The following is a 16,863-nucleotide window of genomic DNA, read 5'->3' on the forward strand; positions in this document are numbered from 1 at the left end:
ATTTATAGCAGCTTAATCAGCTCTTCTAGCTCTTCAACCAATACTTTTGCTAATTCAAAATCAGTATTTTTTAAAGCCACTTCTATTTTTGTTTCCACTGATTTTTTCTGTTGTTCCGTTTCTAAATAGTCTTTATCAAAATGACTGGCATAAATCATCTTTCTGAATTTTCGCATACTCATTTTTCTAATCGTCTTATCGTCAATGATCAGGACATAATCCATCCCATTTACCACAGAATAGAAATCATGAGAAATCATGAGAATCGCACCCTGATAGTCCCCAATGGCTTTTTCCAGTGCTATTTGTGTATAGGTGTCTAAATGGCTTGTCGGTTCATCAAGAAGCAATACATTTGCTTTACTGGCAGAAACCTTAGCCAATTGAAGCATGTTTTTTTCTCCGCCAGATAAAGATTCTATCTTTTGATTAACGATTTCACCTTCAAAGCCATAGTTGGATAGATGTGATCTAATCTCATCATACGTTGCAAACCCGGCATCGATGAATTCCTCAAGAATAGTATTGGAATCCTTCAGCATTTCGCCTTGAAGCTGAGATAAATAAGCCACCTTAACCTCAGCATTAATTTCAATGGAATCATGATTATTTTTAAAGATCTCCCGGAGTAGCGTCGTTTTCCCGGTGCCGTTTGGACCGATTAGGGCTACTTTATCCGTAGATTTTATCTCAAAGTTAACATTTTCTAAAAGCAACTCATCAAAGGCAATACTATAATCATTAACATTTATAACAACGGTGTCTTCCATTTCATTATCCACACCAAAACTGATATCCGGTTGCTTAATATCTACAAAGGGTGCCTTAATTCTGCGCGCTTCCAATCTTTCCTGAAATTTAACCCTGGCTTTTAATGCTTTCCCTCTGGATGCTTCGGAATTATAAGTTGCGATAGCTCTAAGATTATCGATGATATTGTCGTTTCTCTTAATTTCTTCCTCTTCAGCGACTGCGAGTTCTTGCAGCTCAATTTTAGTTTGAAGTAAGGAGAAGTTATATTCAATATATCGCCCGTCGAACTCTTGAATCTCCAAGTTTTCAAGGTGAATAATTTTGTTGAAACAATGATTCAATAGATATCGGTTGTGCGTAACAACCAGCAGTATTCCCTTGTGAGAATTAATTAGATGTTTAAGCGCATTTAAGTTTTCAAAGTCTAAAAACACATCAGGTTCGTCCATAATCATTAAGTCTGGATGATTAAGCATTTCCTTCATTACTTGAATAAGTTTGAATTCCCCGCCACTCAGGTCAGATACCCTAACTTCTTTAAGCCTCATGAGGTCTGCCAGATTCAGCTTCTTATTAATGTTGCTCTCAAAATCATCCCCGCCCATTGCATCAAATGCATCTAAGGCTAATTGATACTTTTCAAGCAATGGATCAATATCTGTGGCTGTCTCCATTTCAGTGAGAATAGAGTTTATTTCATTTTGAATCTGAATAAACTTTTCGCCGATATATTCAAAAACGGTTGTTTCTTGAGATTTGTCTGGTTGAGAAAACTGACTTACAAATCCAATTGTGCAAGTGGGGTCTATCGATAACATGCCATCATACAAATATCTTTCTGGATCCATCAGTATATCGATCAGTGTACTTTTCCCACTGCCACTTGTTCCAATAAAAGCGCAATGCTCTGCCTCTTCAAGCGTGAATGAAATGTTTTTATATAGTTCTTTTTGCGGAAACGAGAAGGATAAATTATCAACTTTTATCATAGGATTACCTTTCTTTATAACTAAATTTGTGACTATTATCAAATGTATCGAAGAGCATAGAATTTAAGTTTACCACAAATACCATTTGGATTGTTGTCCTTGAACAAAACAACAGGGTGAGATATTCTGACTGAGACTGCGGTGTTCCTAGGTAACAAGTGATATCTTTCGTTATATTATAGTCATCAACGGATTGGCATTGTAACGAATGTAGCTTCACAATGTAAACTGTATTATAAAATTTAAAGTTCTTAGCGGCTCATAAATCATACCTTCAATGTTTCTCTTGAGTTTACTCCACTTCATAGGCGACTCACACATAAAAAAGCTTTGCATGAATTTCCGATAACGTTGTTGTATTCACGAACCCGAGAGGCTTAAGGTCCGCTAGGACCGGGTGGCTCCGCCACTTAGCCTCGCAGGGTTGTCTGCGGAAGCCGCTTCCTCGAGATGCCTCTTGCAGACCAAGGTCCCTTCAGGGGCCGCAGCGTGAATACGGTGTTATATGTTGTAGCTGCCTTCTTCGATTCCGCATAATTTATTCATGTTGTAGTATTTATATTTAATTCATGTTTTTTTGTTTAGATTTCCCTTTGCTATTCCTCTTATAAAGAACTACATATCCGTAAAGATATCTGAACAAGGTTTATTCTTATTTCTGTTCTACTATTCCAACTTCGACTATCCCATTCGACTCCACTTAAATCATCACCGCCATACAGGATAATTCCTAATTTAACTTCTCTGAATTTTGAAACGGCCATAAATGCTGCTGCTTCCATTTCTACAGTTACACACCCTTCAGCTTTCCGCAACTCAACTTTTTCTTTAGTTTCTCTATAAAATGAGTCTGTTGTCCAAGTTTTTGCCTTTATATACCTAATATTATGTATATTAAAATCGTCCTCTATGCTTTTTAAAACTTTGGATCACATTCAATTTCTCTAGATGGCTTAATGTAATGGTATGATACCCCTTCATCTCTCACCGCAGAAATTGGTACAATTAAATGTCCAACTGCAATGTCTTTTTTAAGTACACCTGCACCACCACAAACTATAAATTTCTGAAATCCATACGCTATCAATTCTTCTAAGAATCCTGCTGAGCCTGCAGCCCCTAAATATCCCAGAGTAATATGTACTTTTTTTCCTTGAAAATACGTTTCATATATTGGTAAATCTACCGTCTCGCAATGTAGACACGCAACTTCTTTCAACTTCCCCTCAGTTTTCATTTTTTCAATTGCATCTCGAAAAAATGTTATTATACAGTATTCAAATTCTTCTTTTGGCTCGATAAAATTAGTTGCTTCTATTATAGCAACTCGCGATTCATCAAATTCCAATATCGGAAACTCTTTAATATCGATTTTTTTGCTCTCCATCTCGACTTCCCTCCGAAGTAATTTTATTATTCCTTCTTAGCGGCTATTACATATAACATCTAATTTACGAACTTCGTAAACACCTCTATATGAAGAATATTCGCGAGCTTATTTAGCTATCCCTGCTCGATATAAGAATAAAGCAGCTTTTCTACCCAATCATATATCCTGTGAAGTTCCACTCTCTTCAGAAAGAAAAATCATGCTATACGCGCAAAAATAAGCCGTCCTCAAATGCAGGACGGCTCATGATGTTTAATTATAGTTCTAGACTTTCTTTACTGGTTCCCAACTTTTTTATCACCAGACAAACAGCTGCTGTATCTTTCCCTACCCTATTCCACCGTAACGCTCTTCGCCAAGTTACGCGGTTTATCCACATCGTGGCCCAGAGCCAGCGAAGCGTAGTAAGCCAGCAATTGCAGCGATACTACAGACAAGGCAGAGGTCAGAAGCGGCAGTGTCTGAGGAATCACGAACACCTGGTCAACAGATCTAAGCAGGTCGTTCGCATGCTCTTCATGAGTGATGGCCAGCACGTGTGCGCCGCGGGCTTTGACTTCCTTGATATTGCTGACGGTTTTCTCGAGAACGGATTCCTGAGTTGCCAGGGCAATGACAGGAACGCCTTCTTCAATCAGCGCCAGTGTACCATGCTTCAATTCACCTGCTGCATAAGCTTCGGAGTGAATGTAAGAGATTTCTTTCAGCTTCAGCGAGCCTTCCTGAGCCACAGCATAATCTACGCCACGGCCGATGAAGAACAGGTGCTCATGCTTAGCGATTTGTTCAGCATAAGTCTTGATCGCTTCTTTTTGCGCCAGAATTACTTCTACTTGCTCCGGCAGGGACTGCATAGCTGCCAGAATCTTGGCAACCTCAGGTTCGGATTGCGTTCCGCGTACTTCAGCCAGGTACAGACCGAGCAAAGTGAAGGCAATCAGCTGGGAAGTATATGCTTTGGTCGAAGCAACAGCGATTTCGGGACCTGCCAGAGTTACCAATACACTGTTTGCTTCCCGGGCAATGGAGCTTCCCACTACGTTGGTGATAGCGAGCACATGTGCACCATTTGCTTGGCCTTCACGCAGTGCAGCTAGTGTATCAGCAGTCTCTCCGGATTGGCTGACTACGATAACCAGAGTTTCCGGTGTAACGATCGGCGACCGGTAACGGTACTCCGAAGCGATATCATTTTCTACAGGAATACGCACCAAGGATTCAATCAGGTTGCGTCCAACAAGACCTGCGTTGTAGGCAGTCCCGCAAGCAACGATCTGAACGTTGCGGATGTTCTTGATCTGCTCTTCGGTCAGGTTAAGTTCTGGCAGAATCACTTTGTTACCTTCAGCGTTCATACGTCCGCGCATAGTATCGCGGTATGCCTTTGGCTGCTCGTGGATTTCTTTCAGCATGAAATGCTCGTAGCCGCCTTTTTCCGCAGTAACAGCATCCCAATCGACAGTAATCATTTCCCGAGAAATAAAATTGCCTTCAATCGTCATCAATTCGACAGCATCCCGTGTCAACACAGCCATTTCACCGTCGTTCAAAATATATACGTTGCGGGTATATTCCAGCAAAGCAGGAATATCGGACCCGATAAAGTTTTCACCTTCACCCAAGCCAATGATGAGTGGACTTGCTTGACGTACAGCCACCAGTTTGTCGGGTTCATATTCAGTCAGAACTCCAAGTGCAAACGCACCACGCATGAAGGTGATCGCTTTTTGTACAGCTTTCACGATATCCCCTTCATATTCACGGGCGATCAGGTGCGAAATAACCTCTGTATCCGTTTCGGAAGTAAAGTGGCATCCTCCGGCAATCAGTTCTTCTTTAAGATCAAGATAGTTCTCCACAATGCCGTTGTGTACGACTGAGAATTTCTGGCTCTCATCAGTATGCGGATGGGAGTTCTCATCAGAAGGCTTGCCGTGGGTTGCCCAGCGAGTATGTCCGATTCCGGCACTTCCTGTTAGTGGAGTAGCTTCAAGTCTGGATTCAAGGTTCGCCATACGGCCCTGTGCTTTTACGACCTGGAGTCCTTCCTTGGTGAACACAGCAATCCCGGCTGAATCATACCCACGATACTCAAGCTTCTTCAAACCCTCTACCAAGATCCCTTGCGAATTCTGATTCCCGATATATCCTACAATACCACACATAATAATTTCCTCCGTCCGATTTATAGTGTGGGCGGCATAAGGAAAGAAACGTGCCGTGCGGCATGTTTTTGAGAAAAAGCAAATATTCTGTTGTATTTCAGACTCAGTCAAGTGGACACGGCTAAGCAGCCCTTAAAAGGACAATATCCGGTTCAATACCTTTTCACTTGCAACTATGTTCATGAAATGTACAGTCTTCTCCTCTGCCGTGGCAGAACGCTCTGTGTTTCTTTCCGTTATTGCGTAAGCCCATGAATTGTACTCTTTCTGCTTGCACCCACAGAAACGTTGTGTGAAAGGTCGCCCTCGCATTTTCCGTTTCCATTTACGGCTCTGGTGCATCACCGGGAGGTCCCCGCCGAACATTTCGAACACCTCCACCTCGTCAGCTTACATCTGCCGTGATCCGTTCAAGCCCTGCCGCTACCCGGCAACTTAATGGCTGTCCCTTCTCCCCCGCGCAAGATCAAGCTCTGGCGCTTGCTGTTGCCAACCTTACTATCCCCGCTTTCCTTCTGGAATGACACCTTATCTATTATATGCACCTTACATCGTTTTGGCAATGCTGTAACGCATGATTACTTTTGGCAGCTAGTATAAGAAATTAGACAATATACAGATGCAGCCAGTGAAGATGCCTTAAGCATTTCTCCTCACCGGCTGAACGTCATAACATTATATCATTAATTACACCAATTCACGCTGAACGACATCAACGATTTGGCCTACATAGAGATCCAGCTCCGCCTTATCCGGGCCTTCTGCCATAACCCGAATCAACGGTTCAGTTCCCGAAGGACGCACCAGCACTCGGCCGTTATCACCAAGCTTGCCTTCAACCTCTTGAATAGCCGCTTCAATGGCCGGATTGTTAGGATAATTAGTCTTATCCTGAACACGAACATTCACAAGCACCTGAGGGTATTGGGTCATCATTGATTTCAGTGTACTGAGTTTCTTGCCGGATGACTTCATGGTATCCACCAATTGGATTGCCGTCAGAATACCATCACCTGTTGTATTGTAATCCAGGAAAATAACATGACCGGACTGTTCTCCGCCCAAATTGTATCCGCCCCGGCGCATTTCTTCCATCACATAACGGTCACCGACCGCGGTTTTGGCTGTATTTAGACCCAGTTGTTCTGTTGCTTTATAGAAACCAATATTACTCATTACTGTGGATACAATAGTGCCATCCTTAAGCTTACCAGCACGGTTCATCGCATCTCCGCAGATGCAAAGGATAAAGTCACCGTCAACCTCATCGCCATTCTCATCAATAGCAATCAACCGGTCAGCGTCTCCGTCAAAAGCAAGCCCCAGATCCGCACCCTGGCGCAGCACCTCCTCGCGCAGAGTTTCCGGATGCGTGGAGCCAAAGCCGTCATTAATGTTCAGCCCATCAGGTTCTGAACCGATGGCGATTACTTCTGCACCAAGCTCTCTGAACAAGCGCGGGGCCAATTCATAGGCTGCGCCATGAGCGCAGTCAAGCACTACCTTAAGTCCTGCGAAGCTTTGAGAAATCGTGGTTTTGAGATAGTTCAAATATAAATATTTCGCATCATTATCTACATTAACAGTTCCCAGGCCTGCACCTACTGGGCGTGGCAATTCATCGATCTCCGCATCCATCAGTTCTTCAATCCGCAACTCGGTTTCATCTGTCAGCTTAAAACCGTCTCCGCCAAAGAACTTAATGCCATTATCTTCAACTGGATTATGCGAAGCAGATATCATTACTCCTGCATCCGCCTTAAGCAATCTTGTAATATAAGCCACAGCAGGCGTACTTACAACACCTAACCGGATTACCTGAGCACCAATGGACAACATGCCCGCTACAAGCGCCGATTCCAGAAGAGGACCTGAAATACGCGTGTCCATGCCTATGACCACCTTAGGCTTCTCTACATTACCAGCCAATACATACCCACCGCAGCGGCCAATACTGTAGGCCATCTCTGCTGTTAATTCACGGTTTGCAACTCCGCGTACACCATCTGTTCCAAAATACTTACCCATCTTTTTTCTCCTTTTGAATACGCTGCATTAGCTTAATGAATTATTGTATGAATGAACTCTTATTTCGGGTACCAATGTCACCTATTATAGACGTTTGCTAACCGTAAAAGTTACGTTCCGCCAGAACTACCATTGTTCGTCGCGCCGTTCGCACTTGCAGTACCACTGTTCTCAACCGCGCCTTCGGATGGAGATGGCGTAGCTGTAGGAAGAGCATTATCCCCACTCTGAACAGGCTCAGTCGGGCTCTCCTCACCAGAGACAGGCTCAGCACTAGGCTCTGAGGTTACCGTGCCGGTGCTGCTGTTATCCGGAGTTTCCGCGGCCGCCGGCGTTGCGGGAGCGTTTAGCTCCACAGTTGCCCTGAGACGTTGTGAAGCATTCCCTAGGGCAATGAACCTGGGTAGAGAAACATGTAACGTTACCTCATGAGATCCGGCTGTGAGGCCAACGACGTCCGCTACCACGCTGATATTGTTCTTATCTATCTGTTCCAGCAGATTTGGGGCTCCTGATACAGTCAGCGAAACGGTTTTACTGGCAGGATCTTTGATCAGAGCGGTAAGTCCTGTATCTACCCCCTCCAGCTTGACGGGAATATTATCAATGGTCTTCTCAGCAATGTTCGAGGTCACAACAGAAACATTTAAGACCGCAGGCTCAATCTTGGCAGCGCCCTCCGGAACTGTCAATTCCAGCTTCAGCTCCTTAGTACCTGCAGAATCAATTGAACCTAAGTTCAATGTCGCTTCATAGGATGATAAAGAAGCTAAGGATTCTTCAGTTCCATACACTGTTACCGTATCCTGTTCCGGCGTCACCTTGGACAAGGCCACACCCCCTGGCAGCTGACCGCTAAAACTCACATCCAGCGGCAGGCTTTTAAACGGAAGAGTAATCGGCAACTCCACAGTTACGAAGGACGGCTCGATAACTGCATCCTTAATCTCGTTACCGCCGCTGTCATACGCATACAGCTTCAGCTTCTTTTCTTTTATCGTTTCACTGTCACCGTTAAGTTCAATGGTTCCCTGCACTTTGGCTACCTTTCTAAGCTCACTAGCACCCAGCGTAACCTTCGCCTCAACGGCTGGTTCTATGACCGGTGTACCTACCTGATAACCCGCCGCAGGCTCACCCTTGGTGATAATCGATATTGGAAAGGACTTGGTGTTGCGGAGTTCCACATGCACATTCACTTCATTGGGGATTATATCATCAAGCATCACGCCGCTCGGAAGTGAATAATGCAGGGGGAGCGTAGTGTCTCCTGGCTGAACATTGCTCAGATCAATCCACACTTTATAGGCATCTGAAAACTTGTAGGTGAGATCCGATTTTTTGCCCATGACTTCCAGTCTGACACTTTCGGCATCCCTTGAAGTGATTACATATTTATCCTCATTGAAGCCGGTATCCTCAATCTTCACATTTTCAATGGTTTTAGACTCCATGTTTACCGTTGTCTGGTTCGCAGGTGCAGTATCCACATGGACAATGATCCAAAGGATAATAGCGAAGGCAAGCGCGAGAATTTTGTTGAAATTGTTATTCTTCATCCACTTATCCATTGCGTTTATCCTCCCTCCGTTTCCAAAAGGCGGAGCTCTTCTCCTTCAGCGGTGAAGTGGCCCGAAGTTCCTCATAAAGCTTGGAAATCAGAGATTCTTCCTTAATATCACGCACGATCTGACCGTTAATTGCCAAAGATATCTGTCCGGTCTCTTCTGAGACCACGACAGAGACGGAATCCGCAACCTCACTAATCCCAATTGCTGCCCGGTGACGGGTACCGAGCTCTTTGCTGATGAACGGATTCTCGGAGAGAGGCAAATAACATGCAGCGGCGGCAATCTGCCCATCTTGCATAATGAGCGCACCGTCATGCAGCGGAGTATTGGGAATAAAGATATTGATTAACAGTTCGGAGCTGACTACAGACCGCATAGGAATCCCAGACTCCGTATATTCATTCAGCCCCGTTGCCCTTTCAAAAACAATTAATGCCCCAATCTTTCGTTGCGCCAAATAATTCAGTGCTTTAATAACTTCACCAATCAATTTGCTGACTTCCTCATCATTCTCAGCAGCCCGTCCAAAAAACTTGCCCCGTCCAAGCTGCTCCAGCCCCCTTCGCAATTCCGGCTGAAAGATGATAAATATCGCAAATATCCCGAACGTAAATATCTGGTTCATCAGCCACTTCAGCGTATATAAATCAAGAAGGGTACTAAGTGCCCAGATTACAACCAATACCAGAATCCCTTTTAGCAGCTGTATCGCCCGGGTCCCGCGCACCATATTTAGCACTTTGTAGATGATATAGCTGACAATCAGAATATCGATTATATCTTTAATGGACTCTTTCCATGTTAGATCTGTAAAATAACTCATGCCAAAACCCCCGTCATTTCATATTAGCTGGGTTTATGTAAACTGTCTGTAAGTTCTGTATCATACCTAGGTTATAACGTTCCAGCCCAGGTTGCAAGTTTCAGTCGCCGGGGAAACCTATTCCCCTATACCTTCGCAACAAAAAAGCGCCATCTTTCCGGAAAAAGAGGCGCAAATAATATTCCTGCTAAAAGCAACCAAGTGTTATTTAACGGTAGGCAACTTCAGAGAACATGTTCGTCACTTTATACCAGAGCCAACTTACCGCTTGGTCTATGCTTTTGACTTGCCCGGAGATATGAGCTGTTGAAGCCTGGTACAGGGAGCCGTCAATCACAGTCACATTACCGTCCACTTCCCCATATACCTGAGTTTTACCGTTCTCCACCGTTAGATCGCCAGATATCGTTTTACCAGAGGGTACGATGACCGTATTCCCTTGAATGACAACCTGTTCCAGGTCTGTTCCCCTGACCACAAGCTGCCGATCCTGATTCCAAAAGGTAACGGAGCTCATCAGCATCACCAGAATGAACACGGACGCCGCTGAAAGAGCGGGGTGCCGCTTGATCCAGGTCACAAATGCGCGTTCCTTCTTGACCTGGGGCAATGAATTCATAATCCGGCTTACAAGATCCTCCGAAGCCACAGGACTCTGGTGCATCAGGGAAAACATCAGCATATCGGTCTGTTCCAATTCTTTGAACTTTGCACGGCAATCTGTACAGGATAGAAGATGCTCCTTCAATTCCCTCTGTTGCAGTTCGGGCAAGTCGTCATCCAGGTAGTCGTGCATCATAGAGACGGCCAGTTTGCATTCCATAGGAGCCAATCCTTTCATGAGTGCTATTTAATTATAACAAGACAAAGGGGCAGGGCGCATAAGACTTGCTTAACTTACATACGGCGCTGCCAATCATACGTTTCATAAAAAAAAATCTATTTTACATTTTAGGCTCTAATTTTTTACGTAAAAATTCACGTCCCCGGTGTACTCGGGTCTTAATCGTTGTTACAGGCATATCCAAGACATCACTAATTTCCTGAAGCGACAAGTCCTGCAGATAGCGTAAAATCATCACTGATCTGTATTTCACAGGCAAACTGTCGATGGCCTCATAGATCAATCTCTGTGTCTCTGAGAGCAGCAGTTCTGTTTCCGGAGTCACATTATCACTGGGAATCATGGAATAGCCGTCAATGCCTTCCTGGTCGTTCATTTCTGCATCCAGCGAATATGTGGGCCGCCGCTTACGCAACCTGTCAATGCAAAGGTTCGTGCCAATGCGGTAAATCCATGTTGAAAACTTTTGTTTGTCATCATAGCGGTCCAAATTGCGATACACACGCAAAAATGTTTCCTGAACAATATCTTCCGCTTCATGGCGGTTGTTCAGCATCCGATAAGCCAAATGATATATTTTGTCTTTATATAGTTCCACAAGCTCGGCAAATGCCCTTTGGTCGCCCTTTAAGGCGAGCTTTGTCAATCTGCCTTCCAAATTCTCCACCTGTTAACTCCCCCAGACTTGCCGCCCTTGGTCTTTCATCTCATGAATGTCCACGGTACAAGCTCTTAAATGGTAATTCATGTTTCGTCAAAAATCAAGGATAGTATTGTTACTTTCTATCTAGAATGGGCACAGCACGAGGGATAAAAAACGATGATTCATCGCGACTTTGAGAACATTTGGATTTACGGTCGCTGTTATTGGCGGATTTCCTGATCGAAACCGCTACTCACGGTCGAAATCCCAGAATAAAGGCGCACGCTGTTCTCCTCCAATTCCAAATCCCCACTTTGTCGCTCCATCATCAGAATTTAAAATCCCTGTTACTCTGCCCAAAATTCATATCAGTAACAATGAGGTAAGGCAAAGGGCGGGAAGCGGTTTTGTCTCTTACCAGCTTCGTTATCCTCTCAGTTCTCTCGGCGGCTTCAGCCATCCAGGTTACTAATCCAGAACTAAAAATCCCCGTCCAGCCTCCATACAGAGGCGAACGGGGATTGTGAATAATATAAAGAACAAATCAACAACCAACCTAGATCAGAATATCAGCCGGTATTCCGTAATCCGGCGGCAATACCGTTGATAGTGAGCAGCACTTCGCGGAGCAACTCCGCGTCATCACCGTCCACTTCGCGCAAGGCTCTTAGCTCGGACAATAGCTGCACCTGCAAATAGCTCAGCGGGTCAACGTATGGATTACGCAGACGAATAGATTCCTGAATAACAGGCACATTATCCAAGATGTCCTGCTGTCCGGTGATTTTGAGAATCAGCTCGGAAGTCAACTTGAATTCCGTTTCTATCTGTCCGAAGATACGCTGACGCGCCTCTTCATTTTTGCCCATGCTGGCATATTCCTTGGCTATAATCAGGTCAGCCTTGGCAATAGCCATCTGCAGTGTGTCAATTAATGTAGTAAAGAACGAGAAGTTTGCATACATATGCTGCATGACCTTTAGGTTCTCTTCCTTATTGTCATAGAAGCTCTGCAGGCCCGTTCCGGCAGCGTACCAGGCAGGAAGCAGATAACGGCTCTGTGTCCAGGCAAACACCCAAGGAATCGCACGCAGGTCCTCGAACCGGTCACTATTCTTCCGTTTGGAAGGACGGGAACCAATGTTAAGCTCCCCGACCTCAGGAAGCGGTGTTGACTCCTTGAAGTAGGTCAGGAAGTCCGGGTCACGGAAGATTAGGTCCTGATATTTGTTCAATGAAACCTCAGAAATACGGGCAACAATTTTTTCCCATTCCGGCTCATATAGATCTGTATGAGGTGATCTGGCATTAATTGCAGCTGTAACCAGTGCGGATGTTGCCTGCTCCAGACTGCGGTAGGCAATCCCCTGCATCGAATAACGTGAGGAGATAACTTCGCCCTGTTCCGTAATCTTAATGCCGCCTCCAATCGTAGAAGCCGGTTGCGCCAGAATACTGCGGTTCAGCGGCATGCCGCCACGTCCAAGTGCTCCACCGCGGCCATGGAAAAATTTCAGCTTAATACCGAAATCATCCGCCGTAGCCGTAATCTCCTTGAGGGCAACCCGCAGCTCGTAATTGGCGGTTACCACACCGCCATCCTTGTTACTGTCTGAGTAACCGAGCATAATTTCCTGCAAATCGTTCATGGCTCTCACCGCATCCCGGTAGATCGGTAAGTTAAGCAGCGTACGCATAATTTGTGGAGCATCATGAAGGTCGTCAATGGTCTCGAACAGCGGAACAGCCTGTAGTGTACAAACTACAGTACCATCATTGTCTTTTCGGAACAGACCAACTTCTTTGGCGAATACCATGACCTCCAGAATGTCACTTGCGGCTTCAGCCATGCTGATTAGATAACTGGTAATACACTGTTTGCCGTACTCCTCTTGCGCCGTATAAATGGCACGGTATACTGCAAGACATTCCTCAGTGCTCTCACTGTAGGACTGATAAGGCGAAGTCAGCGGACGCGGATCATTAAGCAGCTTTTCTAGAAGATCGATCTTCTCATTCTCCTGCAGCTTTGCATAATCCTGTGTAACGTTCATTTTGGCCAGAATCTCAGTCATCGCATTTTCATGCTCCTGACTATGCTGACGGACATCAAGCGTCGCAGTATGGAACCCAAACAACTCCACCTGGCGAATCAGCTTCTTGATATAGGTATCCGCTACATAATCTGCATAGTGATGTCGCAGACTGCGGTCGATCACGTTCAAATCATCTATAAATTCTTCCGGTGAAGAGTAGCGCTCCAGTGAGCCTTTCTTCTCATCATCCATAACGTTCTGCGTCTTGGCGATCATATAGGTAAGCTTAATCCGGTAGGGCTCATTATCATTATGCCAGGATTTTGACTTATCCAGATTAATAAGGCTCCGGTTCAATTCAATGGATTCCAGCAACTCCGGCGTTACATTAACGATACTGGTGCTAAAGCTCAGATACTGCATCAGCTCACGCATAATGCGTTGGTATTCCCGAATCGCCAGTTTACGCTGAAGTCTCAGTGTCTGCAGAGTCACAGCTGCCGTCACCGAAGGATTGCCATCCCGGTCGCCGCCGATCCACGAACCAAAACGCAGATACGTCGGTACGTGCCAATTCTGGCCCGGATAGTATTTGCTTAGACATCGTTCAAGTTCTTGATACACATCCGGCAACACTTGGAAAATCGTCTCATGGAAATAATACATCCCATTGCGGACTTCATCCAGCACCGTTGGCTTGCGGTCGCGCAGCTCATCCGTCTGCCACAAGGTAATGACCTCATTAAGCAGTTTCTCCCGCAGTTGTTCACGTTCACGGAACGTTAGGGTAGGGTTATCCAGACCCATGACGTCATCGGAGATACGTTTATGAATATCAAGAATCGCCCGCCGCATCGCTTCAGTAGGGTGAGCGGTCATGACCAGCTCCAGAGACAGACCATTCATGATTTCATGAACATCCTCGTGCGAGAAGTCACGCTCGCGGAGCTCTTGAATCGCGCTTTCGATAGAACCAGGCTGTACGGTCTCCCCGGCTGAACGTTCGTAGTCGCGTTTACGGCGAATCCGGTGGTTCTGCTCCGCGATGTTCACCAATTGAAAATAAATGGCAAACGCCCGTATCACCTGGTGGCGATTCTCCGGATCCAGTGAATTAATTAGCTCCTTGAATTCATTGTGCAGTTCAGGCAAAAACAATGAGCGCAGCGATTTGCTGGTTTCACGGATCTTCTCCACGATATCCAACAGTTCGTTGCCGCCTTGGTGAACCAAGACTTCACCCAAAATATTCCCCAGGAACCGTACGTCTCGCCGCAGCAGATTATTTGAATTGCTTTTGCTGACGGCAGTCGTAAGTTCGGTCATGCTGCTCCCCCCATCCTCTTCCGGATCAATGCTTTTAACATTGTCTATTTGAAGCTTTCCTCATATCATACAATAAAACTGCCCGGAAATCTCCAACTTTATTGCGCTGTAAAGCGATACAGCAATTAAGATTATACACCAATCTAATTATTTATACAGTCATAAAAATAATGTGTATATCTTCCTATTTATATTGTCTGATCCGCATCGGGTTTATGTAACAGTCATGTAATGATTAATCACAGAAATTTGAATACGAAGTCCTTTTAATCATTGCTTACGTGAACTTTATTTACATAGAAGTTAGCTTCTATTGAGAGATTTCAAGCTTTTTATTTCAAACTATGGTTTTTTACTTGTATTCTAATTGTGAATTTTCTTAAAACGGCCTAAACGAAATTCCACTTTCTTAAAGCATTTTTTGTACCTATCGTAAGTTTATTCAATTTGAAATCCAAGCTTAGATATTTCGTGCTGGTAAATTTGTGGTCAGTTCTGAAATATTCAAAATAGTTCATTCTTGCTCTTGGACTATTCGCATGGAGCAGAATTATATTAACACTTCTTTATAATTCTCGTGATGTAATGCTTTGGATTAACAAAAAAACTCCTACTAAAAGTAAGAGTTGATTGTCAGCTTAAGAGCTGTGTTATCGGGATGACACGATTTGAACATGCGACCCCCTGGTCCCAAACCAGGTGCTCTACCAAGCTGAGCTACATCCCGAAACGTATAAAATTATGGAGCGGGTGATGGGAATCGAACCCACGCTATCAGCTTGGAAGGCTGAAGTTCTACCATTGAACTACACCCGCATAGGTGTAAAATCGGGATGACACGATTTGAACATGCGACCCCCTGGTCCCAAACCAGGTGCTCTACCAAGCTGAGCTACATCCCGTTAATATATTCTCTTTAAATAAAAAATGGCGCGCCCTGAGAGATTCGAACTCCCGGCCTTTTGATTCGTAGTCAAACGCTCTATCCAGCTGAGCTAAGGGCGCAAAATTATGGAGCGGACGACGGGAATCGAACCCGCGACCCTCGCCTTGGCAAGGCGATGCTCTACCGCTGAGCCACGTCCGCAACTAAGTGGTGCGCGTGAAGGGACTTGAACCCCCACGTCGTAAGACGCCAGATCCTAAGTCTGGTGCGTCTGCCATTCCGCCACACGCGCATGATACAAATAAAAGTGAGCCATGAAGGACTCGAACCTTCGACACCCTGATTAAAAGTCAGGTGCTCTACCAACTGAGCTAATGGCTCCCATTTGGCAGGGGATATAGGATTCGAACCTATGATGACGGAGTCAGAGTCCGTTGCCTTACCGCTTGGCTAATCCCCTATGATGGATACCTATAGTGTGCCCACAATCTCTTTCAATATGAGAACGATTATGGTGGAGGCTGAGGGGTTCGAACCCCCGACCCTCTGCTTGTAAGGCAGATGCTCTCCCAGCTGAGCTAAGCCTCCATATGTATGGTTGTCCTCAAGGGAAAATGAAATTTGGTGACCCGTATGGGATTCGAACCCATGTTACCTCCGTGAAAGGGAGGTGTCTTAACCCCTTGACCAACGGGCCTAAAAAACTTGTGGAGCTCTCAACCGGATTCGAACCGGTGACCTCTTCCTTACCATGGAAGCACTCTACCTACTGAGCTATGAGAGCATGGCTCCCCGAACAGGACTCGAACCTGTGACAACTCGATTAACAGTCGAGTGCTCTACCAACTGAGCTATCAGGGAATATCCGCTTGGCGGCGTCCTACTCTCCCAGGACCCTTCGGTCCAAGTACCATCGGCGCTGGAGGGCTTAACGGTCGTGTTCGGGATGGGTACGCGTGGAACCCCTCCGCTATCGCCACCAAACGGGCATTTGCGGTGCAAATGCATCATTCAGGTCTCAGCATCGCCAAATGCTGAAAACAAATCTTTTTCACTTAGCCTCTTGGGCCTCATGAATCAGAACTTGATTCCTGAAAACTGAATCCGAAACGAATCTGCGTTATATGATTTGGATAAGCCCTCGACCGATTAGTATTGGTCAGCTCCATGCATTGCTGCACTTCCACCTCCAACCTATCTACCTCGTCGTCTTCAAGGGGTCTTACATACTGGGAAATCTCATCTTGAGGGGGGCTTCACGCTTAGATGCTTTCAGCGCTTATCCCGTCCGTACGTAGCTACTCAGCCATGCTCCTGGCGGAACAACTGATGCACCAGCGGTACGTCCATCCCGGTCCTCTCGTACTAAGGACAGCTCCTCTCAAATTTCCTGCGCCCACGACAGATAG

10 protein-coding genes, 12 tRNA genes and 2 rRNA genes are annotated in these 16,863 nt (G+C 45.3%); all 24 read right to left on the reverse strand.

Translation table 11 applies throughout. The annotated features are described in order from the left end of the window. Positions 1–2: 2 nt before the first annotated feature. A complete protein-coding gene (locus A3842_RS22410) occupies positions 3–1,742 on the reverse strand; it encodes an ABC-F family ATP-binding cassette domain-containing protein (RefSeq protein WP_074102801.1) in 1,740 nt (579 codons plus the stop codon). A gap of 605 nt (positions 1,743–2,347) precedes the next feature. Then, positions 2,348–2,653: a phosphorylase family protein gene (locus A3842_RS33020; RefSeq protein ID WP_218618697.1), complete on the reverse strand. Its 306-nt coding sequence runs from the start codon at positions 2,651–2,653 to the stop codon at positions 2,348–2,350. A gap of 5 nt (positions 2,654–2,658) precedes the next feature. Then, entirely contained in the window at positions 2,659–3,129 is a 471-nt protein-coding gene (locus tag A3842_RS33025; RefSeq protein ID WP_218618696.1) for a phosphorylase family protein, read from the reverse strand. Between the two features lie 335 nt (positions 3,130–3,464). Continuing rightward, on the reverse strand, positions 3,465–5,297 hold the full coding sequence (gene glmS / locus A3842_RS22420; protein ID WP_074102802.1) for a glutamine--fructose-6-phosphate transaminase (isomerizing): 1,833 nt from the start codon (positions 5,295–5,297) through the stop codon (positions 3,465–3,467). A gap of 687 nt (positions 5,298–5,984) precedes the next feature. Further along, positions 5,985–7,325: a phosphoglucosamine mutase gene (gene glmM / locus A3842_RS22430; RefSeq protein WP_074102803.1), complete on the reverse strand. Its 1,341-nt coding sequence runs from the start codon at positions 7,323–7,325 to the stop codon at positions 5,985–5,987. Between the two features lie 110 nt (positions 7,326–7,435). Continuing rightward, entirely contained in the window at positions 7,436–8,896 is a 1,461-nt protein-coding gene (locus A3842_RS22435; RefSeq protein WP_074102804.1) for a CdaR family protein, read from the reverse strand. Continuing rightward, positions 8,889–9,719, reverse strand: coding sequence for a diadenylate cyclase CdaA (gene cdaA, locus A3842_RS22440; protein WP_074085073.1), 831 nt, complete (start codon positions 9,717–9,719; stop codon positions 8,889–8,891). Before cdaA ends, A3842_RS22435 begins: the two co-directional genes overlap by 8 nt. Positions 9,720–9,927: 208 nt before the next feature. Further along, a complete protein-coding gene (locus tag A3842_RS22445; RefSeq protein WP_074085074.1) occupies positions 9,928–10,542 on the reverse strand; it encodes a zf-HC2 domain-containing protein in 615 nt (204 codons plus the stop codon). 121 nt (positions 10,543–10,663) lie between these two features. Then, complete coding sequence (sigW, locus tag A3842_RS22450) at positions 10,664–11,230, reverse strand: RNA polymerase sigma factor SigW (protein WP_074085075.1); 567 nt, start codon at positions 11,228–11,230, stop codon at positions 10,664–10,666. A gap of 545 nt (positions 11,231–11,775) precedes the next feature. Further along, complete coding sequence (ppc, locus tag A3842_RS22455) at positions 11,776–14,568, reverse strand: phosphoenolpyruvate carboxylase (protein ID WP_074085076.1); 2,793 nt, start codon at positions 14,566–14,568, stop codon at positions 11,776–11,778. Positions 14,569–15,221: 653 nt separating this feature from the next. Further along, positions 15,222–15,295, reverse strand: a tRNA-Pro gene (locus A3842_RS22460). 15 nt (positions 15,296–15,310) lie between these two features. Beyond that, positions 15,311–15,384, reverse strand: a tRNA-Gly gene (locus A3842_RS22465). A gap of 12 nt (positions 15,385–15,396) precedes the next feature. Continuing rightward, positions 15,397–15,470 (reverse strand) — tRNA-Pro (locus A3842_RS22470). Positions 15,471–15,496: 26 nt separating this feature from the next. Further along, positions 15,497–15,573, reverse strand: a tRNA-Arg gene (locus tag A3842_RS22475). A gap of 7 nt (positions 15,574–15,580) precedes the next feature. Next, positions 15,581–15,655 (reverse strand) — tRNA-Gly (locus A3842_RS22480). Positions 15,656–15,662: 7 nt separating this feature from the next. After that, a tRNA-Leu gene (locus tag A3842_RS22485) sits at positions 15,663–15,746 on the reverse strand. Between the two features lie 16 nt (positions 15,747–15,762). Next, a tRNA-Lys gene (locus A3842_RS22490) sits at positions 15,763–15,835 on the reverse strand. A 5-nt stretch (positions 15,836–15,840) separates the two neighbouring features. Beyond that, a tRNA-Gln gene (locus tag A3842_RS22495) sits at positions 15,841–15,914 on the reverse strand. Positions 15,915–15,966: 52 nt separating this feature from the next. Next, positions 15,967–16,042, reverse strand: a tRNA-Val gene (locus tag A3842_RS22500). Positions 16,043–16,076: 34 nt separating this feature from the next. Next, a tRNA-Glu gene (locus A3842_RS22505) sits at positions 16,077–16,151 on the reverse strand. 11 nt (positions 16,152–16,162) lie between these two features. After that, positions 16,163–16,238: transfer RNA gene (locus A3842_RS22510), tRNA-Thr, on the reverse strand. A gap of 1 nt (position 16,239) precedes the next feature. Continuing rightward, a tRNA-Asn gene (locus tag A3842_RS22515) sits at positions 16,240–16,315 on the reverse strand. A 6-nt stretch (positions 16,316–16,321) separates the two neighbouring features. Next, positions 16,322–16,438, reverse strand: a 5S ribosomal RNA gene (gene rrf / locus A3842_RS22520). A 145-nt stretch (positions 16,439–16,583) separates the two neighbouring features. Then, positions 16,584–16,863: ribosomal RNA gene (locus tag A3842_RS22525) — 23S ribosomal RNA — on the reverse strand; the annotation flags it as partial.

Source organism: Paenibacillus sp. P3E, assembly GCF_001909045.1.
Lineage (GTDB): Bacteria > Bacillota > Bacilli > Paenibacillales > Paenibacillaceae > Paenibacillus_AQ > Paenibacillus_AQ helianthi.

Coding starts and splice junctions, on each gene's coding strand:
- glmM (WP_074102803.1), bottom strand. CDS start 7,325: ATGGGTAAGTATTTTGGAACAGATGGTGTACGCGGAGTTGCAAACCGT.
- glmS (WP_074102802.1), bottom strand. CDS start 5,297: ATGTGTGGTATTGTAGGATATATCGGGAATCAGAATTCGCAAGGGATC.
- A3842_RS22435 (WP_074102804.1), bottom strand. CDS start 8,896: ATGGATAAGTGGATGAAGAATAACAATTTCAACAAAATTCTCGCGCTT.
- A3842_RS33025 (WP_218618696.1), bottom strand. CDS start 3,129: ATGGAGAGCAAAAAAATCGATATTAAAGAGTTTCCGATATTGGAATTT.
- ppc (WP_074085076.1), bottom strand. CDS start 14,568: ATGACCGAACTTACGACTGCCGTCAGCAAAAGCAATTCAAATAATCTG.
- A3842_RS22410 (WP_074102801.1), bottom strand. CDS start 1,742: ATGATAAAAGTTGATAATTTATCCTTCTCGTTTCCGCAAAAAGAACTA.
- cdaA (WP_074085073.1), bottom strand. CDS start 9,719: ATGAGTTATTTTACAGATCTAACATGGAAAGAGTCCATTAAAGATATA.
- A3842_RS22445 (WP_074085074.1), bottom strand. CDS start 10,542: ATGGAATGCAAACTGGCCGTCTCTATGATGCACGACTACCTGGATGAC.